The organism is Polaribacter sp. 20A6 (assembly GCF_011378915.1).
In the GTDB taxonomy this organism is placed as follows: domain Bacteria; phylum Bacteroidota; class Bacteroidia; order Flavobacteriales; family Flavobacteriaceae; genus Polaribacter; species Polaribacter sejongensis.
This window is the reverse complement of sequence record NZ_WTPZ01000009.1, coordinates 81,289-107,681: the sequence shown is the minus strand read 5'-3', so window position 1 is coordinate 107,681 and position 26,393 is coordinate 81,289. Positions and strand designations below refer to the sequence as shown.

The window sequence follows — 26,393 nt, the reverse complement described above, 5'->3', positions numbered from 1 at the left end:
AGAAAAGCAGTTTTTAGGTAATTCTAAAAACTGCTTTTCTATTTATAAACGATATAGTATTATGTTTTAATGAGATTTAAAATGATGTTCTTTCGGTTTTCTTTCTCTAAAAGTTCCCGCAAAAAGGAGTCCACCAATAATAGCCATTAATATAAAAGTAACTTCTTCAAATAAGTTTGCAGAAGCCGTAATAGATGGATTAAAAAATGAATTACTTAGTCCCATAAAAGATTTACTACCAGGAACTAGCATGATAATTCCTTGTGTTAAATAGACAGATTTTGGTGTTTTAGAAATTCTACCAAATATACGGCTGATACCAACAACTGTTAAAGTACCAATAAAAGTACTAACCAATATTCCTAAACCAGACGATAAAAAAACGGTTATAAAAAACGCAAAAATACCTGTTAAAATTCCAAAAAACATATCCTTTTTTCTCACTTGAAAAATGGGTAAAGTACATATAGAAAATATTGGTATGGCACAAAATATTGTCCATTGTGGCATATTAGATTCATAATGAGTTAAATCAATATCAAGTAAAGAAGTCATTAAACCTAAACCTAGTATTACTCCAAAAAATTGTTTAAACAAAACAACCATTGCATCAAAGAGTTTTGCGCCACCTGCAACCAAACTTTTAGAGGTTATTTCCTCTAATGCGGTAGTAATAGCCAACCCTGGAATAAAAATAATTATAGAAGCTAATATGGTTAAACCTAAATTAAAATCGGGGAAAATAAATGTTAATAGACAAGCAAAAATAGTTACCACTAAAGCACATAAAGATTCTAAAACACTTTCTACATATTTAGATTTGTTTGCTAAATAAACAAATAGATAAGTAAGTGAACCTAGAAGTATAGAGAATGCAAAAGAGATCCAATTGGTACCGATCATTAAACTAAAAGAACCGGCTGCAAAGGCATAGGCTAAAGTTAAAATAAAATGATTAACCTCTTTTGTTTTTGCATGAATAATCTTTAATTCTTTATCGATTTCATCTACCTCCATCCCTGAATCAATAACTTTATTAGTCAATTCATCAATTCTAGAAAAAGCACCTAAATTTAAAGATCCTGGCGGAATACATTCAACATAATTATAAGAGTTCTTTTCATCATAAAAAACATAATTCACCCAAGTAGGTAAATCCATAAAACTACCTGTAATGCCTTTTGTTTTGGCAACTTGTGTTAAGTATGATTGAATTTTATAAGAAGGAATACCGTATATGTGTAACGCTTTTCCTATTTCAACTATAAATTGATATTTTTTTGGAACTCTCATTTTTCTTAATTAAATAGGGTTGTTATTTTCTATTTTTAGAGCCAAAAAAAGGGCTTTAAAAAAGCCCTTTTGATCTACTTTTTTAAATAAATTATTTTGTCAACCAGTTTTTAGCATTTACAAATGCTTCTAACCAAGGCGTAACTTCATCTTTTCTATTTGTTGGGTAATTGGCCCAGTTCCATTGAAAAGTAGAACGCTCAATATGAGGCATTGTCACTAAATGTCTTCCAGACTTGTCACATAGCATTGCTGTGTTAAAATCAGATCCATTTGGGTTATTCGGGTATCCTGCGTAACCATACTTGGCAACAATATTATAGTTTTCTTCAGATTCTGGTAAGTTAAATTTACCTTCACCATGAGAAATCCAAACACCTAATTCAGTTCCTGCTAAACTAGATAACATTACTGAATTATTTTCCTGAATTTTTACTGAAGTAAAAGAACTTTCATGCTTCTGAGAATCATTATGACCTAATTTTCCATGAACTTTATGTTCAGGGTTAATCAATTCTAATTCCATCCATAATTGAGCACCATTACATATACCAACAGATAAAGTATCTTCTCTTTCAAAGAAATTCTTTAAAGCTGTATTTGCTTTTTCATTGTATTTAAATGCTCCTGCCCAACCTTTTGCAGAACCTAAAACATCAGAATTAGAAAAACCACCAACGGCTCCAATAAACTGAATATCTTCTAAAGTTTCACGACCAGAAATTAAATCTGTCATGTGTACATCTTTTACATCAAAACCAGCTAAATACATAGCATTTGCCATTTCACGTTCTGAGTTAGAACCTTTTTCACGGATAATTGCAGCTTTAGGTTTGTCTTTTCCAATTTTAGGAAGTTTACCAGTAAAGCTCTCTGGGAACTTATATGTTAAAGGCTGATTTTTATAATTATCAAAACGGTCTTGTGCTAAATTATTAGCGGTTTGTTTTTGATCTAATAAGAAAGAAGTTCTATACCAAACATCTCTCATTTCTGTAACATCAAAAGAGAAATTATCTTCGTTGTTTTTAATAGTAACTGCTCCTGAATTGTTTGCAGAACCAATATTGAAAAATTCAATATTATTTTCTGATAAAATATTTTCTACAGAAGCATCTGCTTGAAAAACAATACCTGAGTTTTCTGAGAACAATACTTTTATAGAGTCTTCTTCATTTAAAGAAGAGATGTTAAAATCTGCTCCTAAATTTACATCAGCAAAACACATTTCTAATAAAGTGGTAATTAATCCACCAGAAGCAACATCGTGTCCTGCTGTAATTTTATCCGCTTTAATTAAATCTTGAATCGTGTTAAAAACAGTTTTTACATACGCAACGTTTGTAACATCTGGTGCTTCATTTCCAATCGCATTTAAAGTTTGGTTGAAAGAACTTCCACCTAATTTAAATTCGTCTTGAGAAATATTGAGATAATAGATGTTTCCACCATTAACTTGTAAAAGAGGCTCTACAACTTTAGTAATTGCATTACAGTTACCTGCAGCAGAAATAATTACAGTTCCTGGCGCAATTACTTCTCCATCTGTATATTTTTGTTTCATTGATAAAGAATCTTTCCCGGTAGGAACATTGATTCCTAAACCAATAGAAAATTCTGAAACCGCTTTTACAGCTTTGTATAAACGAGCATCTTCTCCTTCGTTTTTACAAGGCCACATCCAGTTTGCAGAAAGTGAAACGCTTTTTAAATTGTCTTTTAAAGGTGCCCAAATTAAATTGGTTAAAGATTCTGTAATTGCATTTCTAGAACCAGCTTCCGGACTAATTAATGCAGAAATAGGAGAGTGGCCAATTGACGTTGCAACTCCTTCTTTTCCTTTATAATCTAAGGCCATTACACCAACGTTGTTTAACGGAATTTGTAACGGACCAACACATTGTTGTTTGGCAACTTTACCACCAACACAACGGTCTACTTTATTTGTTAACCAATCTTTACAAGCCACAGCTTCTAACTGTAAAACTTGTTTTAAATAGATTTCTAAATTCTTGGTTTTATAACGTGGATTTTTATATTTTCTGATAACCGTTTTATCTGTTAAAACAGTTTTTGGAGAAGAACCAAACATGTCTTCTAAAGCTAAATCCATTGGTTTTACACCTGTTGATTTAGATTCGAAAGTAAAACGATCATCACCTGTAACTACACCAACATCGTAAATAGGAGAACGTTCTCTATCTGCAATTTTGTGTAAAGTTTCTAAATGTTCATCAGCAATTACTAATCCCATTCTTTCTTGAGATTCGTTACCAATAATTTCTTTTGCTGATAAAGTTGGGTCTCCAACCGGTAAAGCATCTAGGTCGATTTTACCACCTGTATCTTCTACTAATTCTGATAAACAATTTAAATGTCCACCAGCTCCATGATCGTGAATAGAAACAATAAAGTTTTCATCACTTTCTACCATTCCACGAACTGCATTTGCAGCACGTTTTTGCATTTCTGGATTCGAACGTTGAACGGCGTTTAATTCAATTCCTGATGCAAACTCTCCAGTATCTGCAGAAGAAACTGCCGCTCCACCCATTCCAATTCTGTAGTTTTCACCACCAAGAATTACAATTTTATCTCCTTCTTTTGGCGTATCTTTTAATGCCTGATCTGCTTTTCCGTATCCAATTCCACCGGCTTGCATGATTACTTTGTCGAAACCTAATTTTCTTGCAGGAGAATCACTTACAGAAGAATTTTCTTCGTGTTCAAAAGTTAAAACAGAACCTGTAATTAAAGGTTGCCCGAATTTGTTTCCAAAATCTGATGCTCCGTTTGATGCTTTTATTAAAATATCCATTGGAGTTTGGTACAACCAATCTCTAGCTTCAAATTTATTTTCCCAATATCTTGTGTTCTTAACTGAATCTATAGACGCTTCTAAACGAGAATACGAAGTCATATAAACTGCTGTTCCGGCTAAAGGTAAAGAACCTTTTCCACCAGCCAGTCTATCTCTAATTTCTCCTCCAGAACCTGTTGCTGCTCCGTTAAAAGGCTCAACTGTTGTTGGAAAATTGTGTGTTTCTGCTTTTAATGAAATGACAGATTCAAAATCTTTAGTTTGATAAAAATCTGGTTTATCCGCCGTTTTAGGTGCAAATTGTTCCACTTTTGGTCCTTTTACAAAAGCTACATTATCTTTATATGCAGAAACAATATCATTCGGGAATTGTTTAGACGTTTCTTTTATCATATTGAATAGGGAAGTAGGTTGCTCTTCTCCATCAATAACAAATGTTCCACCAAATATTTTATGACGACAGTGTTCTGAGTTTACTTGGCTAAAACCAAAAACTTCAGAATCTGTTAATTTTCTTCCTATTTTAGTAGCAACACCTTCTAAGTATTCAACTTCTTCATCACTTAAAGACAATCCTTCTTGTGCATTGTATGCAGCAATATCTTCAATATCTAAAATGGCTTCTGGTTGAATTTCAATAGTAAATGAATCTTGATGTAAACCATTGAATTTTTCTGAAATCATTGGATCAAAATCAGAAAATTCTTCTGTAGATGCAGTAAATTCTTCAATTCTAATGATGTCAGAAATCCCCATATTTTGAGTAATCTCAACAGCATTGGTACTCCAAGGCGTAATCATTGCGGCTCTTGGTCCAACAAAAAATGCATCTATTGTTGTTTCTTCTATTTTTGGTTGATCGGCAAATAACCAAGTCAATTTAGCAATAGTTTCTGTAGTTAATTTTTCTGATGTTTGAACAGCGAATACTTTGCTGTTTATATTTCCAAAGAAATGAATCATTATCGTGTTTTATTTGGGTGTTGTTGTAAATTGCAAATTTACTTTTTTTCAATTTAATACTAATGATTTAATTTACTGAAATTTAAGAGTTATTCACCAGGTTATAAACCAAAAAAAAAGACCGCCGAAGCAGTCTTTTTTAATGATAATGTGGTAATTAATTCTTTATCAATTTTTTTGTAACAGATTGATTATCAGAATTTATTTTAACTAAATATATTCCTTTAGCTAAATTAGAAGTATCTATACTATTGTTGTTCGAGTTTATAGTTGCTTTTTTTATCAACTTACCTAAAACATTGTAAACGTTAACCTCTGCACTTTCTGTTATTTTAAAATAAACCTCATTACCGTCTGTTGGGTTTGGGTACATTTTAAAAGAGTTAAATACATCTTCCTCTGTACTTAAAGTAGAATAACAGGTCCAAGATAAATCGTCTAAAAGGACACGATCTTCTTCAGAACCAGATCTACGGAATTCAATTATTACATTCTCTGCAATATCTATATTAGAAATAGTTGTTGTTTGCAAGTCAGCGCCATAAGGCAAAGTACCAACAACGGCTCCGTTAACTAAAACGTTTATATCTCCAGAACCACCATCATAAATAAGTTTTGTAGACGCTGTTAAACTTCCAATACCGTTTGCGAATGTAGATGAAGTTAATGTGCCCTCTGTACCATCTCTATAAAGAGCAATTATAATTGCTTTACCGTTTAATAAAGGCTCATCCGTTCTACCTTTTACAGCACTCCAATCGATACCGTCATCTCCTGTCCAACTAAAACTAGAGTAAGAGCTACCATTATTTGGCATTTTTTCAAAAGTTTCAGCACCACAAGTAGATGAGGCTACTGTTGTTGTTGCGTTTATAGCGGCAGAATTAGCAGATACATTATTTGCATTATCTTTTGCCGAAATTGTTACACTATAAGTTGTACTTGGTGCTAAACCAATAGCAGTATAAGTTGTAGTGGTAGTGGTTCCGTTTAAAGTACCATCTACATAAACAGCATAACTTTCTACAGAAGAATTATCTGTGGAAGCAGACCAACTAACTTTAAAACTAGAGCCAGATTGATTAGTAATAGTTATATCTGTTGGTATAGTTGGAGGTGTGTTATCTATTAAAGTTGTTGCGCTTGCTGCTGTTGATTGAGCAGATTTATTATTTGCAATATCTTTAGCTAAAACAGTAATACTGTATGCTGTACCTGAAGTTAAACCCGTTAAAGAGTAGGTTGTATTTGCGGTGTTAGCTTGTAAAATACCATTTGCAAAAACCTCATATTTTGTTACTGCTTCGTTATCTGTAGACGCTGTCCAAGAAGCATTAATAGAAGTTGTTGTAATATTATTTAGCGTAACATCTGTTGGTACAGTTGGTGCTTCTGTATCTGGAGTTAAATATATTCCCCAAGAATCTAAAGCATTTTCACCACCCCAAATTCTTGTTGCTAAATATGCATTGTCTATAAAGGGATTTCTGTTTCCTTGTGCGTATGATTCATTAGAATCATGATACGTGTTTCTTTGTCTTTCAAAATCTGATACTGGGTCTTCTACATTCCATTCTAGAAATAAATCGATCATTTCATCATCTGGCCCAACTAAGTTTCCAACACCAACACCTGTTGGTTTACATTGGTCTCCGTAACGGATGTACATGTACATCATCATTCTAGCAACGTCACCTTTCCATTCATCTCCAGGATACCAACCACCAGAAACAGCACCAGCATTACCAGAGCCATCAACAAACTTTAAACTACCTCTTTGAGCGTTAAAACCGACATCAGAAGGTCTTAAATGATGCGCATCTGCCCCAGGACCTACAGTACCAAGGTTAGGAGTTCCTAAAGATTTTGCATAGGTATGTTCTCTATTCCAGTCTGTACCATTATTACCTCCATTTTGGTTAATGCCTCTAGTTCTTGCTGTGGTTCCAGTAGCAGTATATCCATAGATTAAGAGTACTTCTTGATCATTTTCTGGGTTTACATCTGTTGCTTGTAAAGCAGGCCAACCATAAGATAGTATGTTTGTATGAGCAGCCATCGTTTTATTAGCTAACTCTTCTTTTAGATCTAGTTCATATTTTTTTAAATCTACATCGTTATAATAAGATTCTGCTTGAGCATTTATTAAAAATGAAGAGAATAATAAAAGTATAAGTAACGTTTTTTTCATTTGTTTTATGTTTTATTGAGTTTGAAAAATAATTTAATTTTTAATCAATTTTTTAGTGATAAATTGCTTGTCAGAATTTATTTTAAGTAAGTAAACACCTTTAGATAAATCTGATATATCAATTTTATTTTTACTTTTAGTAACATTAACAGATTTTGCTAATTTTCCTAAAACAGTATAAATATGAATCTTAGCGTCTTCTGTAACACTAAAATAGATGCTATTTCCATCTGTTGGGTTTGGAAACATTTTAAAAGTTTCAAAATTATTTTTGGAAGTACTTAAGGTAGAAGTAAAACTACCAAATCCATCTGAAGTGTTTGCAGGAAAAGAAGTCCATTCTCCTTCTAAATCAAAAGTGGTATTTGGACCACTTATATCTCCATTTCTTCTTAAAGTTTTATTTGTGGCAAAACTAGAATTGCTACCAAATACACCTATAATATCTATTAATACGTCGTTCTTAAATAAACCAATGGCGTCATTACCTGTAAAATTAACAGGTTCTCCCCAATTATTATCCTCAATAACAGGTTGTACTAAATCTACTTGACCGTTCGGGTTAGAAGTAGAGTGAGGTTGTAATTGAAGTATATCGTTTTTACCATTTCCTATCACAAATACATCTCCAGGAACAATATTTTTAACTGTTCCGCTATCTAAAGCTAATGGAGTTGTCCAAGTAGATGCGTCATTTCTATCTAATTTTATAACATAACCAGAGAGGTCTACGGTACTGCCCGTTAAATTAACAATTTCTAAGGCCTTATTTGTTCCTCCATCACCTTCAAAATATTCAGAAAAGAATAATTCAGAAGCGACACCTCCAGAAACACCGTCTGTTGTAGTGGCATTTACAGCAATACTTTGTGCAGATTTATTATTGTCTTTATCTTTAGCTAAAACAGTAACTGTGTAAGTAGTTGATGTTGTTAAACCAGTAACAGCATAGGTCGTTGCTGCAGAAGTAGCTTTGAAAGTACCATCAACAAAAATATCATAACCAGCTACTTCATTATTGTCTGTAGCTGCAGACCAATTTACGTTAAAAGAACTATCTGTTATATCTGTAATTGTAACGTTTGTTGGGACTGATGGTGGAGTGGTATCTGTTAAAGTTTTACCTGAAACAATATTACTTGCTTCTGATTTATTAATTAAATCTTTAGCAATTACTTGAAAATTGTAAGTAGTATTTGTTTCTAAGGCAGTAATAGTAGCAGAAGTTGTTGATGTCTGTTTTGTTAAAACATCATTTACATAGACTTGATACCCCGTAACACCAATATTATCTGTAGAAGCTGTCCAAGAAATATTTATAGAGGTTAATGTAATATCATGTAATGTAACATTGTTTGGTTTAGAAGGTGCTTCGGTATCACTACTTGTGTAGATTCCCCAAGTATCTTCGGCATTATCTCCTCCCCAAATTCTAGTAGCTAAAAACGGATTGTCTATAAATGGATTTCTATTTCCTTGAGCGTATGTCTTAGAAGTATTTTCGTGATACGTGTTTCTCCTTTTTTCAATATCTGAAACAGGATCTTCTCTATTCCATTGTAAGAATAAATCGATCATTTCATCTGGTGTAAATTGAGTGTGACCAACTCCAACGTTGGTAGGTAAACATTGGTTACCATAACGTAGGTACATGTACATAATCATCCTTGCTACGTCTCCTTTCCATTCGTCTCCAGGATACCAACCTCTTGTTTCTGGACCATCTGGACCATTGTATGTAATAGAAGAACGACTAGAATTTCCGTTTCCTAAAGCAAATTTGTAATTATTTCTTGCTGAGTTTCTACTTTTATCTGCAGGTCTTAGATTATGAGCATCTGTACCTGGCCCTGGGTTATTGGTTTCTAAACTAGGGTTTGCTAGCGATTTAGAAAAGACGTGTTCTCTATTCCATACAAATGTAGCTCCTGTAGCAGCATCTTGTAATGTATTGTTTCTAAACCTATCATTAGTAATATCGCTGTCTGTACCATCTTCCCAACCGTAAATTAAAATAACATTGTCTGGTTCTGCGGTATCTAGATCTGTAATTTTAGAAGCTTCCCAAACACCAGGCGTATAGCTTAACATATTAGAATGTGTACTAATAATTTTTGCAGTTAAAGCGTCTTTTAAAGCAATACCAGTTAGTTGTAAATTTACATCATCGTAATAATCTTCTTGAGAAAAAGATATAAAAGATGTAATTGTTAAAATAAAGAAAAGTAGTTTTTTTACCATTTATATTGAAATTAAATACTTTCTTTTTTAGCAATTTAAGGGTTACATCAGCAATAAATATAACCCTTTTTTGTGTTATTTTCTTTCTAAAAGTGCCATATAAAATCCGTCGAAACCAGAAATATGTGCTAATACTTTTTTATCTGATACAAAGGTAAAATCTTTTCCTGCATCTGATGTTAAGAAATGTTTAACTTGTTCTTGGTTTTCCGATGGTAATACAGAACACGTAGCGTACACCATTTTTCCTCCTGGTTTAACCATTGTAGAATATTGTTGTAAAACGTCTTGTTGAATTTTTTTAATATTTTCTATAAATTCTGGTTGTAATTTCCATTTAGAATCTGGGTTTCTACGGATAACACCTAAACCAGAACAAGGAGCATCAATTAAAACTCTGTCTGCTTTACCTTGTAATTTTTTAATTGGTTTTGTAGAATCAATTACACGCATATCTATATTGTGTGCTTTGTTTCTTTTTGCTCTCACTTTTAATTTACGGAGTTTACTTTCGTAAATATCCATGGCAATAATTTGACCTTTATTTTCCATTAAAGCAGATAAATGTAAAGTTTTACCTCCAGCACCTGCACAAGTATCAATAACTTTCATACCTGGCTTTACGTCTAAATAGGCAGCAACAAGTTGCGATGAAGCATCTTGAACTTCAAAATAACCAGCATGAAATGCTTCTGTTTTAAAAACATTGGCTCTTTCTGGTAAAATTAAAGCATCAGGATGATTTGGTACAAATTCTGTATTTACACCTTCTGCTTTTAATTTTTTCTGAAGAACTCCTCTTGTAATATTTAAAGTATTGGTTCTTAAAATTACACTTGCTTGTACATTTAAAGCTGCAATTTCTTTGGTCCAAATTTCTTCGCCTAATTCTTTAGCACACATTTCATCCATCCAATCTGGAATAGATTCTCTATATTTTCGGGTTCTAGACAATTCCGCAAAACGTCCTTTGATTCTTCTTTCTGGTACATCACCAATTTGGTTCCAATCTGGTAAAGCAATTCCTCTTAAAATACACCATACAGAGAACAATCTCCAAATATTATCTCTGTCATACGGAGCTTTTACTTCTGCAATTTCTGCGTATAACCTATTCCAACGTACGATGTCATAAATAGTTTCTGCAACAAATTTACGGTCTCTTGCTCCCCAACGTTTATCTCTTTTTAAAGCTTTTTCTACAGCTTTATCTGCATAAACACCTTCATTAAATATATCTCTGATGCTGTCAATAACAGCAAAAGTTAAGTTTCTGTGTAATCTCATTATTTCATTTGAATATAGGGCACAAATGTACAAAATCTACGGTACCAATCAGTAGTTTTGCTTCATTTTTAACAAGTGAAGTGTTTTAGTAAAGAGAAGCGTTGTTATTCTATAATTTTTGAGTTATTTATAATAAAAGAAAGACTAAATAGAGAAGAGGATAGTTCTGAGGGGCATAACTATTTTTTACAATAAAAGAAGGAACTTCTTTTATCAATCTTCTCTATTAGTCTTATAAAATTATGTAGCTTTAATAAATTAAAACAATAAGCTACACAGTATTATTCAATTACTACTTTTTTACTTGTTATCCCTTTATTGGTATTCATTTTTACAATGTAAATACCTGTAGGTAATTGTTTGTTGATGTCTAATTGATATGAAGTTTTTTGCTCTTTAATATTCCAAAGGCTTATTTTTTTACCTAAAATATTAAACAACTCTACGTTATTAATTTCTACTTCATTGTTTTTAGAAATTACAATCTGGTTATTTTTATTGTCTGTGTAGATGTTTGTGTTTTTTGCTAGTATATCGTTTTCAACATCTAATACAGTACCTGTTTCGTCCGTAAAGGTCAAAACAAACCTATCAGTGTAAGTACCTTTTTGTAATTGATACGCAGCGCTAGCATTATTTATTTTTTGTGTTTTACCCGTAAGTTTGTCTTTAATGAATACATTTTGATTGATGTTACTCTCTTCATCGATACGAATAGTGATTACACTATTTTTACTAACAACAATTTCTAAAGGTATTTCTAATTCATTAGATATTTCTTGTACACCAGCAATTACATAATTACGTTGATCATTCGGAAACTTCCAATAGAAGTCTGTAGAATTCATATCGTACATTTCAGAATCGGAACCTTTGTCATAGTCAAAAGAGTTTTCTTGATTAAAAGAGATTCCTATTTGGCGATGATAATTGTTTCCTACTTCATTAGAGTAGTTCATACCTAGTTTTAAGATAGGCAGGCTAGAGTTATCAGTTTTTTCTGTTGTTTTCTTTTGATCACTTTTAAAAAACACAGATTCTCCAGATTCTTTTGTAATATATGCTCTTTGACTATTGTTAAAAATAATTTTACCTTTAGTGTTACTACCTTCTACAAAAAAACCTTGTCCTATTGCAATATAAGGTTCTGGAGCTTTGTACTTGTCTGCATAGCTAGCTCCTCCTGTACTAGGAGCACAATCAATTTCACCATTCTTATTTATAAGCGTTATTTTGTCTATTTTAACACTAGATTGATCATTTGTAGAGGTTAGTGTAATATCACTACCTGCTGCTACACATAAAGTAAATACTTTGTCAACATAATAATTATTTGTGTTTGTAAAGGTGATGTTACCTTTTTCGATGTTATTTACTTTTAGTTTTAAAATTTTGTCGCTGGTACTAGCATAGGTTATTTTTAAAGTGTCTATTCCGTTAGAAATATTATTAATTTTTAGGTAGTCTTCTTCGTTTAGAGAAACGGCACTAATAGTAAACGATTTAATTATAAGTCCATTATGTTCTGCTTCTTCTGCTTCTAGTAATATTTCTACAGGATCATTTGAATCAGCAACATATGCATTTGTAGCCATATCTTTATTTTGAGACGCATATCCACCTATATATCCTCCAAAGTTATGACCAGCAGTTCCATTGGTAGATTCTTCACCAACGTGTTGCCAAAAATATAACGTACCTGTGGTAGTATTTATATTGTCTTGAATAAATTTTCTAGCATTCATGGCAGACGGAAAAGGGTTTCCAATTAAATAAGATTCTCCGCTATTAATTTCATTTTCGGTAGTAAAACTACCATCATTAGGTGTACCTACAAATGTGTAGTTTTGTATTTGTCCGGGACCCTTAAATATATATCCATCACCTTTATTTATGGTTCCATTTTTATATTTATGTTCCCAATTAGATCTTCCGTTGCTTCCTGCAGCGTATGTATAAATCCAATAATCTGGAAGTTTAAGAAGACCTCCGTTATAAGAACCGTCATAACCAGAAACAAAATCAATATCTTTAGGATCATTAGTATTGGTACCATCTTTAAAAACGGTTTCTAGCGTATAAGTACTTTCACCTAGCGTAGTAACAGGGGAACTCATATAATTATAACGATACTTGCTAGGTACTTCAGATTCTTGATTTACAAATAGTTTTCCGTTACCAGTAATTTTAGTCGAATTGGTATGAGTTTGCACTAGTTGTGAGTTCCCTAATAAACGAATGTTTCCGTTTAGTTTTATATCGTTAGTAACAACGAGTAAATTATCAGTTATTGTAAGTTCTTTACTAGCTTCTACAGCTAGTTTTCTAGCTCTTAGTTTATCATTTATCTGATTATAATTTTCATTTATTACTACGTATCGAGATCTATCCGGATACCCATTGTCCCAAAGAGGTAAGGTTTCAGCTGAGTTTGTTGTTTTACCAATTCTATGTAAGCCTAGTAAGGTATTTGCTTCTTTAGAAGAATTTAATACCTCTGAAATTAATGGAGCTTGCGGATGTCTGTTTATACTGATAATATCTGCACCAGATCCAGATTGATAGGTGGCGATATCATCATCTATAAATACCACCCATTCTTCAGAATTATAATTTTTGTTTGGCTTTAATACTTCGTCTATTCTTACAAGAGAGGTGTTGTTTTTAATTGAAGTAACAACATCATACCTGTTTTCCCAAGCTGTTGCATCTATTTTTTTTGTAGTTATTATAATGTCTTTACTATCACTAAAATCTGTAATTGAAGCTTCTTCTATTGCCAAACCATTTATAGCAGTAATTTTAGAACTTGGTTTTTTTATCAAGACAGATGTACCTGGTGCTATTTCTGCATTTATAAAAAAAGTTGAAGAAGGTTTAACACCTGTTAGATCTCCAGGCACATTTTTAAATAATGCCAAAGCAACTTTATTTGCGGGTATTGTTTCTGTGGTGTTTGTATTTGTGACTTCTATCCACCTGTCTGTTGTATCATAATGAAGTACTTGTGTAATCATTGCAGATTCAAAAGCGGTGTTATCAGTAGGGCCAATATAAATGTCGTAATCTTCAATTTCACCAAGTTGACTATCAAAATTACAGGCAGATGTTGGTGGTGCATTGTGTTTTATGCTGACACGTAATCTTGTTTTACCAAGAGTAGCGGTTTCTGGTACTAAAATATCTTTAAGTGCTATATTAAATACACTATTAGAATTTCCTTGACCAAGATTGGATGTGCTAAAAACTTTATCCTCAGAGTCAGAAAAATCACCATTATTATTATAATCTATCCAAACTGTAACAAAAGTATCATTATAAGGATCTTTAGTATACGTTATTTCTCCGGAAAATGTTTCTCCTGCAGTAATAGTTGTAGAGACGTTTTTATAGTATTTGTAAACGTCTGCATTTTTATCACTAGAATTGTTAATGTTACCAATTTTAACATTAGAGATATAGTATTTACTATTTTTGTTTACATCTACATTCTCATTACAATATTGTACTTCTACTGTTGTAAAAGTGGTAACAGCTGTAAAATCATTACTACATGTAGTAGCTGTTTTAACTTGTACGTCATATTCTAAACCATCATCTAAACCAGTAATCTTTTTGTACTTTAAGCTAGAAGTAGTTTCGTTCCAATCAGTAGTTCCTTTTAGACGATATTGTATTATAAAAGGACCTTCATCTTTAGATTCCCAGCGAACTATTGCTGTGGTTTCACTAATATTGGTTATTGAAATAGTAGGTGTACTTGGTGTTTTTATTGTAATGTTTTGTGTACTAATTTTAGTAGTTGTTCCATTATTAAACATCCAATCTATTTTATAAGTACCTGGTGTTTTAAAAGCGGTAGGGTCTGTAGTTGTAGCTGTAATTTCTTGATTACAATTAAGGTTCATTACAGGTGTAATTGCTGTGTAAGAACAATATTCTGTTACATCTTCTAAAGTAGGAGTAACAAAATTACCAGTATAAGGTTTTACATTTACAGTAGTTGTAGACGTAGCTTTTAATCCATCTGAATCTGTTACAGTTAAAGTAACTGTAGATGGAGTTGAAATATCATTACAATCAAAACTAGATATATCTAAAGTCAACTTTAAATCCAGTCCATTAGCGGTGTCATAAGCATCATAAGAACCATTATTAATAGCTTCTGCTGTTATAGTTGTATTTCCAAGAGCATCTAAATTAACATCAATACTGTTTATACTTTTTGCAATAGGAGCTTCTGGGACATCCTTTATATAAATATCGTAATCTTCTGTTTCTCCAACTTGGTATTCTGCATTACAAGCGTTACTTAAATTTTTTCTATTGATGGCAACACGCATTCTTGTTTTTCCTGTTTTAGCTGTTGATGGTATGTTTATTTGAAAGTTTTTGATAATACCATCTTTACTAAATGGTTCGGTAACCGTGTTGACGTATACAACTTCTCCTTCGTCGGAAAAATCACCATCCCTGTTAAAATCGATCCATACTTTTAATGTACTTGCATTATAATTAGTTACGTTATACCTAATTGAAGCAGCATAATTTTGACCTAGGTAAACATCTGTATGTGTAGATAGAGTATTATAATATTCATATACGGCAGCAGTATTGTTAGAGTCTTGAAAGAGATCGCCAAAACTGACCTTACTTATATAGAACTCTTTATTATTCTGAGTGTTTTTAGGAATACAATATGAAGATTGAGCGTTGCTATTATTGATTATAGTGCTTAGTAGTGCAATACTAAAAAGGATATGTTTTTTTAGATTAGGCATTTTTAAATGTGATAAACGAAAGTTATTTTTATTTTTTTGTAAAGCAGAATTATTCTATTCTAAATTTTAGAATTGAGCATGTGTTGTTATTAATCTTATACGCAAAACAATACTTTAGTAGTACCGATTGTGCATTGTAAAATTTTTAAAAACTTTTAAAAGAGTAGCTGCTTTCTGTTGCTTATTATAAGTTGCTATAACTTATAAAATAATTATTAAATTATTCATGTTAAGCAAAGTTTCTTGTTAAAAATAAATGCTTTCGCTATTTTAAATCTTAGCAGTAAGAGGAAGTTGTCATTTAATATAGAACGAGTTATTTCCCCAAATAAGTACGTTCCTTTTAAATGTAATAACATAAAAGAAAAATTTTAAAATGCAAATTTCGTTATTATTTGAAAATGAACATAATAAGTATTGTTAAAATTTAGATAAAAATAATTATTATTCTTTAGCTTAATTTTCGTTTTTATTTATTTATGATTGTTTCGCTTTTGTAAGAACAAAAATTATTAATAATGCTTAGAGCCATAAGTCAAAAAAACACCCTATTAAATAATTTTAATAGGGTGCTTTTATAATTGATGAAATTAAATAACTCTTTAAAGTTACCAATTAAGGATTAAATTGATAGTACTACTCAATAATCACTTTTTTGTTTATTGCACCTTTATTAGTATTCATTTTTACAATGTAAACTCCCGTTGGAATTTGCTTTTTAATATCTAATTGATACGAAGTTTTTTGTTCTTTAATATTCCAAAGACTTACTTTTTTACCAAGAATATCAAACAACTCGACCTTGTTAATTTCAACTTCATTGTTTTTAGAAATTACAATTTGCCTGTTCTTATTATCTGCATAGATATTAGTGTAAGCGGCTAAGATTTCGTCTTCTAAATCTAAACTACTATTAGGAGCAAAAGCTAGTACAAAACGATCTGTGTATATTCCTTTATTTAACGTTAATGAGATTTTACCACCTGTAATATTATAAGACTCACTTGTAAGTTTATCTTTAATAAATAGCGTATTAGATACATTCTGAATTTCATCTACCATAATCTCTACTGTTCCAGAGTATCCCATCACTACTTCTAAAGGCACTTCTAATTCATTAGAAATTTCTTGTACTCCTGCAATTACATAATTTCTATCATCCGTTGGAAATTTCCAGTATAAGTCTGTTTTACCAGTTTCGTATACTTCCGAGTCATATCCATTATCAAAATCGAAAGAATTGGTTCTATCAAAAGAAATTGCTATTTGATGGTGTAAGAATAAGTCTTCCTCATTCTTATATTCAAACCCTAATTTAATAATAGGTAATAGGTTGGTAGCTGTTTCTGTTTTACTACTTTTTGCATTTGTTTTAAAGAAAACTGATTGTGCATTTTCACCACCTTCTTCAGTAACATACGCTCTTTGACTATTATCAAATTTTATAGGTCCGCCAGTTCCGTTTCCTTTTACAAAGAAACCTTGTGCTATTGCAATATATGGTTTAGGTTCATTGTAAGGTTCATCACCTAAACCAGAAGTTCCATTATCTACGTTACTAGTAATTTCACTATTAGCAGCTACTCCTGTTGCTAAGTTTAGTGTTGAATACCCTCCAATATATCCACCAAATATGTGTCCATCGATTCCGTTTCCTTCACCAAGTTTACTTTTATGATGTTCCCAGAAATATAGTGTTTGGTTAATAGAACTAAAATTGTCTTCCATAAACTTTCTGGCATTCATTGCAGAAGGGAAAGGGTTTCCAATTAAATAATCGTCATTAGCACCAATTTCGGCTACAGTATTAAATTTCCCATCATTTGGTGTACCCACAAATGTGTAGTTTTGTGGTTTACCTGGTCCTTTAAAAATAAAGCCATCACCACGATCTATGGCTCCTGTTTTATATTTATGTAACCAATTAGATCTACCGTTAGATTCTGGAGAGTATGTATATATCCAGTAATCTGCAATAGAAATGGCAAGTGTATTCGTTTCATCAAAAGAACCATCATATCCACTAACAAACGTAATGTCTTTTGCTATTCTGATACCAACAGTAGAGGTAGTGTCTAATGGAATGGTACCGTCTTTTAAAACATCTTTTATAGTATAAGTTAAACCTACTGAATTTACAGGAGAACTCATATAACCATATCTATATTTGCTATCTATCTCTGAGTTTTGCTCTACTAAAAGCTGACCCATTTCTTCAGAAACCGTATTTGTAATTGTACTAGTGCCAACATGTGTTTGTACCAATTGAGAAGTACCTGCTAATCGAATATCTCCGTCTAAAGTAATATCATTAGTAACTACTAACAATTGATTCGTTACAGTTAATCTTTTATTTTTATTTATTTTTAACTCTCTAGCACTTAACTTGTTAAGTAGGTGTTCGTACTTGTCGTTAATTACTACAGAACGAGATCTATCTGGAAATCCATTAGTCCAAATAGCAGGATTATTTTTGTCTGTATCATTATTAGTATTGGTCGTTGTAATATTAACCCTATGTAAACCTAATAATGTGTTTGCTTCTGTACTAGAAGATGTAATTTCAGATATTAAAGGGGCTTGAGGGTGTCTTAGAATGGTTGTTACGGCTTCATCTAAAGTACCAACTGGTTGGTATGGTACAATGGCATCATCAATAAACACCACCCATTCACCTGCGTCATAATCTTTGTTAGGAGTTAACCTTTCATCAATTCTTACAACAGAAGTGTTGTTTGCAATATTAGAAGCAATATCATATCTATTAGCCCATGAATTTAATCCACTAGCAGATGATAAGGTAATAATATCATTAATTGCATCATCTAAATCTGTTACATCTTCATTGGTAATAATATCTGAGGTTCCTAAATTGCTTATAGAAGTAGCTGCTTTGTTATTAAATAAAACAGATTTACCAGCCAATAAAGCAACATTTACTGCCACAGAGTATGCTGTTGAAGGATTTGGATTTGCATCCATTTCTGTAATGGTTTTATCTACATAGAATTGAACAAAAATCGTATTTGTAGGAATAGTTGTTGTACCAATATTGGTGATTTCAATCCATTTTTCATCCCCAAACTGATATACTTGTGTAATCATAGCGTCTGCAGCAATTATTTTAGAAATAGAAGTTAAATATAAAGTAGCTTCATCACAAGCTTCTGGTGTTCCGTTGTCGCATACATTATAAATTACTGGAACGGTTCCAACAAAAGCAGCTTCTGGGTTAAAGGTATACGTACCTGTTTCAGGGTTTACATCAATTGTACCTACTAGTTCCACTGTGTCGTTTCCATCTGTATCTTTATAAACATTTGTAGGAGTTCCAGCAACCGGGGTAACAGATATTTCTATTCCCTGATCATCTAAAAATAAGATACTTGTAATGTCTTGGTCGTTACCTTCAGGATCTATGTCGTTAGCCAATAGGTTTCCAGTCATGTTTTCATCTTGTGGTGCAGAATTGGCATCATCATTTGCAAAAGTATTGTTACCATAACTGTCAACAACATTTAAGCTAAGAATTGCTGTGTCTGTACCACTGTTTCCATCAGAAATGGTATAGGTAATGTCATCAATTGTACCTGTAAAGTCAGTTTTAGGAACAAAAGTATAGGTTCCATCTGTCTTTAAAGTAAGTAAACCAGCATCACTAACGGTGTTACCATTTTTATCTTTACCAGAAACAGTTTTACCTATTTCTACAGGGAAAGTAGTGCCACCAATCGATGCTTCTGTAACAGTTAAAATATCACCATCAACATCAGAATCATTAGAAAGTACTGTTGAGGTAATGTCTGTATTTTTTTCAGTTGTATTTACATCATTTTGCGCTGTTGGCGGATTGCTATTCGGCTGAACATTCGGAATTACTTCAATAGACAATGTTGCTGTATCTGTAGTAATACTATCTCCTTTTCCTGTGTAGGTTATTGGTTTAATAGTTTCTGTAAATCCATTGGTAGGAGTAAAGGTGTAAGTTCCGTCAGATTTTATGGTAATTGTACCAGCGTTTACAACTGTTTTTCCATCTTCATCAACACCAGGTACGTTAGTAATAGTTACACTTCCTGGAGTTCCTCCACTTGCTGCAGGAACAGTATAATCAGTACTTCCTACTTTTACATTAGTTACACTGTCAACACCCTCATCATTCGTTAATAAAGCACCATCAACAGGTGTGTCTTGTGGCGTTTGATTGATATCATTATCAGCAGTAATATCTGCAGGAATCGAAGTCAAATACAAAGTAGCTTTATCACAAGCTTCTGGCGTTCCGTTGTCGCACACATTATAAATTACCGGCACTGTTCCAACAAAGTTAGCATCCGGAACAAAAGTATATTGTCCGTCAGTACCTATTGTTATTGTACCTACATCCGGAATAGTAGTGCTTGTTGTTCCTAGAGTTATGGCAGTTGTTACTCCATTAAATGTAGCAGAAGCTGTACTAACTGTTTGCTTGTTTCCTTCCGGATCATTATCATTAGTTACAACATTTCCTGTCATTGTTGTTCCTTGCGGAGCAGCATTAGCATCATCATTTGCAAAAGTGTTGTTACCTAGGTTATCAATAATATTTAGGCTAAGAATAGCGGTGTCTGCACCACCATTTCCATCAGAAATAGTATAGGTAATATCATCTACTGTACCTACAAAATTTGGCTCAGGATCAAAAGTATAAGTTCCATCAGCTTTTAATGTAACCTTACCAGCATTAGTAACTGCAACTCCATTTTTATCAACCCCAGAAACTGTTGTAGCAGTTCCTATTGTAAGTTTAGTACTAGCAATAGTTGCAGTTTTAATTGTTAAATTATCACCGTCTACGTCAGAATCATTAGAAAGTACTGTAGAAGTTATATCTGTATTTTTTTCAGTAGTGTTTACATCGTTTTGCGCCGTTGGCGGATTGTTATTCGGCTGAACATTCGGAATTACTTCTATAGATAAAGTAGCAGTATCTGTTCCAATACCTGTTCCGGTTCCTATATACGTTATAGGATTAATAGTTCCTGTAAACCCATTTGCAGGTGTAAAACTGTAAGTTCCGTCTCCGTTAATTGTTAAAGAACCAGCATTTGTAACAGCTTTTCCTTCTTTATCAATACCAGAAACTGTAGTTGGATCTCCTAGCGTAAATCCTGAAACTTTTATAGCTGTAATACCTTCATCATTTGTTAATAAATCTCCATTAACTGTTGTGTCTTTCGGAGTTTGATTGATATCATTTTCTGCAATAACACTTGTAGGAAGCGTTGTTAAATACAAAGTAGCTTCATCACAAGCTTGTGTTGTTCCGTTATCACAAATACTATAAGTAATTGGTAGTGTTCCTATAAAATTAGCAAGAGGAACAAAAGTATAAGAACCATTGGTATTTATAGTTATTTCTCCTACACCTGCAATTGTTGTTGCAGTACCTGGCGTAATTGTAATTACTGTTGGTGTACCATCAATTGAAATTGTAGTAGAAGCAGTAGAAAATGTTTGCGTGTTATCTTCAGGATCAAAATCATTGGTAATGATATTTCCTGACATTGTTGTTCCTTGCGGAGCAGCATTGGCATCATCATTAGCAAAAGTATTGTTACCTAATTCAACAACTTTTAAGATAAGAATAGCATCTACATCTGGGTCATAATTAGGGTTACTTGAGTCGTCAAAAGCTGGATCAGAGTAGGTGTACGTAATTACGTCTATTGTTCCTACAAAACTTGGTTCAGGAACAAAAGTATACGTTCCATTCTCATTTATTGTAACTGTACCTGCATTAGTAACTGTAGTACCATCTTTATCTATACCAGAAACTTGTTTAGGGTCTCCTAGTGTAAAAGGACTACCACCAATTGTTGCTTTTGTAATTTCGTCAGGGTCAGCACTAAGAGCCACTGTGGAATTTAAAATTGTACCTTTCTCCGTAGTATTTGCATCATTGGTACTGTTGCCATAGTTGTTTATAACATCTATATTAAGAATAGCGGTATCATTTTCCCCATCAGGATCTGTTACAGTATACGTAATAGGGTCAATAGTTCCTGTAAAGCCAGTTGTAGGAACAAAAGTATACGTTCCATCATCTTCTAGTTTTAGCGTTCCTGCATTGTTGACAGTATTTCCGTCTTTATCTTTACCGGAAACGGTAGTAGCTGTTCCTATGGTTACATCTGCAGAAGAAACTGTTAAGGTATCTCCATCTGGGTCAGAATCGTTTGTAAGAACCGTAGAATTTATAGAGGTATTTATCTCGGTAGTACTTACATCGTTTTGCGCCGTTGGCGGATTATTACCTGGCAGAATAGTAGGAATTACTTTTATAGTTAAAGAAGCAGTTTCTTCTTCTCCATTTGTTCCTTCTCCAGTATAGGTTATCGGGTTTATATTTCCTATAAAACCAGCAGTAGGAGTAAAGGTGTACGTTCCATCAGATTTTATAGTAATTGTACCAGCGTTTAAAACAGGATTACCATTTTTATCTGTACCAGGTACATTTGTTATTGTAGTACCAGAAGCATCTGTTGTAACATTAGTTGTGATACTACCAATAGTAACAGTACTTACACTTGATATGTTTTCATCATTGGTTAATAATGCTCCATTAACAGGTGTATCTCGTGGCGTTTGATTGATATCATTATAAGCCGAAATATAACAAGCAGGACTTTGAACGTCTGCATTTTGAGAAGTACCAATAGTTTGTGTTACACCACCAGGAACTCCGTAAGTAGCGCTTTCTTTGTCATTGTCTACGGCTGCTGTTAACATTCCTGTAACAGGATCTATATCTGAATGACTATACGTTCCGCTTCCTTCTAATGCATCCGGACAACCATCGTTGTCTGAATCTGTATCTCGATAACTTGGCATGGAGTCATCATCTGATTGACAAGCAGTACGGTGTTGAAATATGACATCATCAAAACGGATAACGTTATTTGTTGCATATGAGTTTGTTTCATTGTAGGTGTAAAAACGGTAATAGTATTTTGTACCCGCTACAAGATCTATATCATATTTATGACCTAAAGTTAAGTATTCTCCAGCTACTATTTTATCTACATAACCATCATAATATAAAACGGTAGAAGTAGCAAAGTTAGGATCTGTAGACATTTCTAAAGTAACAAAAAACTGTCCTAAATTTAAAAGGTGATCAGCACCCGTTGTTGATGTTGAAAAACCAAGACGAACAAGTCCTAAATTCATGTTAACAGCTGGTGAGTAGGCTACTTGCACATAGTCATTAGCTGTTTTTGCTTCTTCAAAAGTTGTTTTATCTACGCCACCAACAATATAAGTAGAAGAGGAATTGTAAGTCTCATCTAAACCTGCTCCAAATACAATATCATCTGCATTTGTAAAGTTTGGGCTAGATAATTTAGAATAACCGGGTCTCCAACTTCCTGTATTGTCAAAAGTAGCGTAATCAGATTGTCCATCATAACCTGCATCATTTGTAGCATTGTTATGCAACCATTCTATTTGTGTTTCTGTACATTCTCCAGGAACAATCGTTGTTTTTTCATATTCAAATATTTTTCCACCATCAGGAATCCCATCATTGTCATCATCATTATCACAAATATTACCAATACCATCACCATCAAAATCTTGGAATTTAGGGTTTGCAGGATCACAAGGACTACAAATATCTGATTGTATATTCTTATCTGTTGATGTTCCTATTGCTTGAGAAGTTCCGTTAGGAATACCAACGGCATTTACAGTTCCCGTTAATCTAGTGTAACGAGCATCAATATCATTATAAGTATAAGTTCCTGCTGCTTCTACAGCATCTGGACAACCGTCATTGTCTGAATCTAAATCTAAATGATCTGGTATCCCGTCTTCATCGGTATCTAAAATTGTAACAACATCTGGTTTTGTATAATTATTAACACAAGCAAATTCTACTTGGTGTTGTCTTCTATTACCAGATACTCCTGCTTTTCTCGCAACGGCTCCTAATCTAATAACATAAGAAGAACCGGTATGTTCTGTTGTATAGTTTACTTTGTCGTAATTATTAGATACAGAAGGGTATTCAGTATAGCCAGCAGTGGCAACAATCCAAGGCCCTGGGTGTGTTATCGTTAATTCTGTAGGGTCGTTTATCACATAATCTACGGGTAATTGAGACCAGTTTTGTTCTCCGTAATTAGAACCTCCATCTACATCGTTAAAATTAGCAAAGAATTTTGTAATTATCGTTGGAGTTGTGGTTCCTGCTTCTACAAATTCAAACTTATATTCTGTCCATGCTTGGTCTCCAATATTTGTTAAAGAAAAACTAGATTGTGGTTGAAAAGCACTTGGTTCTCCATTTACATTATCGTCTAATTTTGGTAACGAAGTGATGTTGTTAAATTCTATAATAGTAACCAAAGCATCAATACCCGAAGCAACATTAGGGAACCTAAACACCTCTCCTTCTAAAAAAGTAGCAATATTTCCATCTCCAGATTCTTCGGTATAGTCGCTATCAAAATTTAAAATAGTTTCACCCGTGCATGCAGGGGGAACAGCTGTTTTTGTATAGCCTTCATCGGTATCTAAAATACCATCATTGTCATCATCTAAATCTTCATAATCTGTAACACCGTCATTATCATTGTCATCGCAGGTATTAATAGTATTATCTAAATAATATGTGTTTTTAATAGCATAAGCACCAGAAGCAGTTACTTTTCCTGTATTAGTATCAACTGTAGGAATACCAGACCCATAATAGCCATTATTGTCTGTGTCTGCACCTGGGTTGGTAAGTGCCATATAAAAAGCTTCATCTGCATCAGAACACCCATCATTATCTGAGTCTGAATCTAATCTATTAGGTATACCATCACCATCATTATCACATTCAAGAGTAATAATTAATATAATTAATCCATCACCACCATTCTGAGCACTGTTATTTCCACCAACACCAACACCAGAAATATAATCAGTGTCTCCGGACATTGCAGGTATTTGAGTGCTAGATGTAACTGTTTGAGAGTCTGTTGTTAATGATGATATGTAACTAGAGCCTCCGCCGCCTCCGCCTTCTTGATTATTATCAAAAGATCCACTTCCTCCACCATAATAACCACCACCACCAGCAGAACCGTTTATTATAGAGCTACCACCTTGTAAAAAAGTACCAGGGTTTCCATTTGTACTACCACCACCTGTAGTTTGAGTGCCTCCAAGTCCATTTATATTAGTTTGAGCATCTGTTGCGTCACCACCTATCATTCCTCCACCTTCACCTGCACGAGTTTTTTTATTTGAATAAGCAGGCATAGAACCCGCACCACCCGCTATGGCAATTAAGTCTGCTTGGGTTACGGAGCTAGGGTTGTTTAATGTAGCATAACTGATAGCAGACATACCTCCACCAGCGCCAAAATTTCTAATAGCATTATTCACAGTTCCGCTAGAGCCAGCACCACCATTACCATAGGTAGGAGAACCTGTAGAAGAATTACCACCTTGCCCAACGGTTAGTATTAATGTATTGTTTGTAATGTTATATTTAGAGATTGTAATTTCGGTATAACCGCCAGCACCACCAACGCCTCTATCTGGACGTTCATCTCCTCTACCGCCAGCTCCCCAAATTTTTGCGGTAACAGATATTGCATTAGAGGGGATGGTATAAGATTGATCTGCGCCTGTATATGTGAAGATTTCTTTTTTGGTTTCTGGATTTAAGCATTCATTAGTATCTAGAATACCGTCATTATCATTATCTAAATCGATACTGTTTTGCACACCATCTCCATCGCAGTCTCCAGTAGAGGAGGTGTCTGCGCACTGTGCATAAAAACTATTATTGACAAAAAGTAATAATAAAAAAGCAATTACCATCGTAAGCTTTTTATGACTTTTAAATTGTAATTTTTTTAACATGTTTTAATAAGTTTAATATAAGGAAAAATCATTGGTAGTTTAATGCAAATAGCCTTTCTAAACTGTAAGGCTGGTTTTAATGTAGATAATTGAAGGGAGTTGGCATTTAATTTAAAACGAATTATTTTCCCTAATAAATTCGCTTCTTTTAAATGTGTTAACATAATAGGAAGTTTTTATACACTCTTAAATTTTAATTACAAATTAATAGTCACTTAATTAGATATATACAAATAAAAGGTGACTCCACTGTTTTTTTTGTGTGAAAATTACTTCTGGTGGAAATGTTAAACCTAAATAATTTTTAAAAGCTGCAAATGTACATTTAAAAATTTATATAGAATGCTTTATTAAAATGAACATCTTCCTTAATAAAGGCGGCGTTTATTGTGTTTTATATTGTGGAAAACAAATAGTATATAGTTAACATACTTTTGTTTTTCCTTAATAATTTGTTCGTTTAATAAGGAAAGATTTTTTTAAAACAACTATTATTAGTTTTATGCTTTAAGAGTTCTTCTTTTTATCTCCAAAATTAGAATAAAGTCAATAGTTTGTTTTGATTAAAGCTAAAGTTTGATGCCTAATTTTATTAAAATAGACATTTAGAAAGCGCAGCCTATTGAATTTAATTTTGCTTTGTATAAGGACAGCTTTTTTATAGAAGAAGAGTGGCCAGGTAAAAATACTTATTAGGAAACTTTTTCTTTTTTAATTAAAGGAGGTGAGGTTTAATAAAGTGTTTAATTACTTTTATTATAGAAGAACATCATTTTTTAAAAGTAGTTTATGGTTTAATTGAATAATAAAAAAAAGACTCAAATAGAAAAGAGATTAGTTTTGTGGGGACGCAACTAATAATTACATTAAAAGAAGAAAATTTTTCCAAAAACCTCTTTTAAATAATCTTTTCTAT

General features: G+C 32.9%; 8 protein-coding genes. All 8 read right to left on the bottom strand.

What is annotated here, in order from left to right:
- Window positions 1–66: 66 nt before the first annotated feature.
- The 8 genes from GQS57_RS16695 to GQS57_RS16660 all read right to left on the bottom strand — a co-directional run bounded on the left by GQS57_RS16695 (window position 67) and on the right by GQS57_RS16660 (window position 25,641).
- Window positions 67–1,293, bottom strand: coding sequence for a threonine/serine exporter ThrE family protein (locus GQS57_RS16695; RefSeq protein ID WP_165734002.1), 1,227 nt, complete (start codon window positions 1,291–1,293; stop codon window positions 67–69).
- Between the two features lie 91 nt (window positions 1,294–1,384).
- Window positions 1,385–5,077: a phosphoribosylformylglycinamidine synthase gene (gene purL / locus GQS57_RS16690; RefSeq protein WP_165734001.1), complete on the bottom strand. Its 3,693-nt coding sequence runs from the start codon at window positions 5,075–5,077 to the stop codon at window positions 1,385–1,387.
- Between the two features lie 157 nt (window positions 5,078–5,234).
- Complete coding sequence (locus GQS57_RS16685; RefSeq protein ID WP_165734000.1) at window positions 5,235–7,268, bottom strand: endonuclease; 2,034 nt, start codon at window positions 7,266–7,268, stop codon at window positions 5,235–5,237.
- A 33-nt stretch (window positions 7,269–7,301) separates the two neighbouring features.
- Entirely contained in the window at window positions 7,302–9,509 is a 2,208-nt protein-coding gene (locus tag GQS57_RS16680) for an endonuclease (protein ID WP_165733999.1), read from the bottom strand.
- A gap of 75 nt (window positions 9,510–9,584) precedes the next feature.
- The gene (locus GQS57_RS16675; RefSeq protein ID WP_165733998.1) at window positions 9,585–10,796 is read right to left on the bottom strand and encodes an RsmB/NOP family class I SAM-dependent RNA methyltransferase; all 1,212 of its coding nucleotides are present in this window, start codon (window positions 10,794–10,796) and stop codon (window positions 9,585–9,587) included.
- A gap of 281 nt (window positions 10,797–11,077) precedes the next feature.
- Window positions 11,078–15,577, bottom strand: a complete 4,500-nt coding sequence (locus GQS57_RS16670; RefSeq protein ID WP_165733997.1) for a GEVED domain-containing protein — start codon at window positions 15,575–15,577, stop codon at window positions 11,078–11,080.
- Between the two features lie 636 nt (window positions 15,578–16,213).
- Window positions 16,214–25,477 carry an Ig-like domain-containing protein gene (locus GQS57_RS16665; protein ID WP_165733996.1) on the bottom strand — a complete coding sequence of 3,088 codons (9,264 nt, stop codon included), beginning with the start codon at window positions 25,475–25,477 and terminating at the stop codon, window positions 16,214–16,216.
- A complete protein-coding gene (locus GQS57_RS16660; protein WP_165733995.1) occupies window positions 25,471–25,641 on the bottom strand; it encodes a hypothetical protein in 171 nt (56 codons plus the stop codon). Before GQS57_RS16660 ends, GQS57_RS16665 begins: the two co-directional genes overlap by 7 nt.
- Window positions 25,642–26,393: the final 752 nt, after the last annotated feature.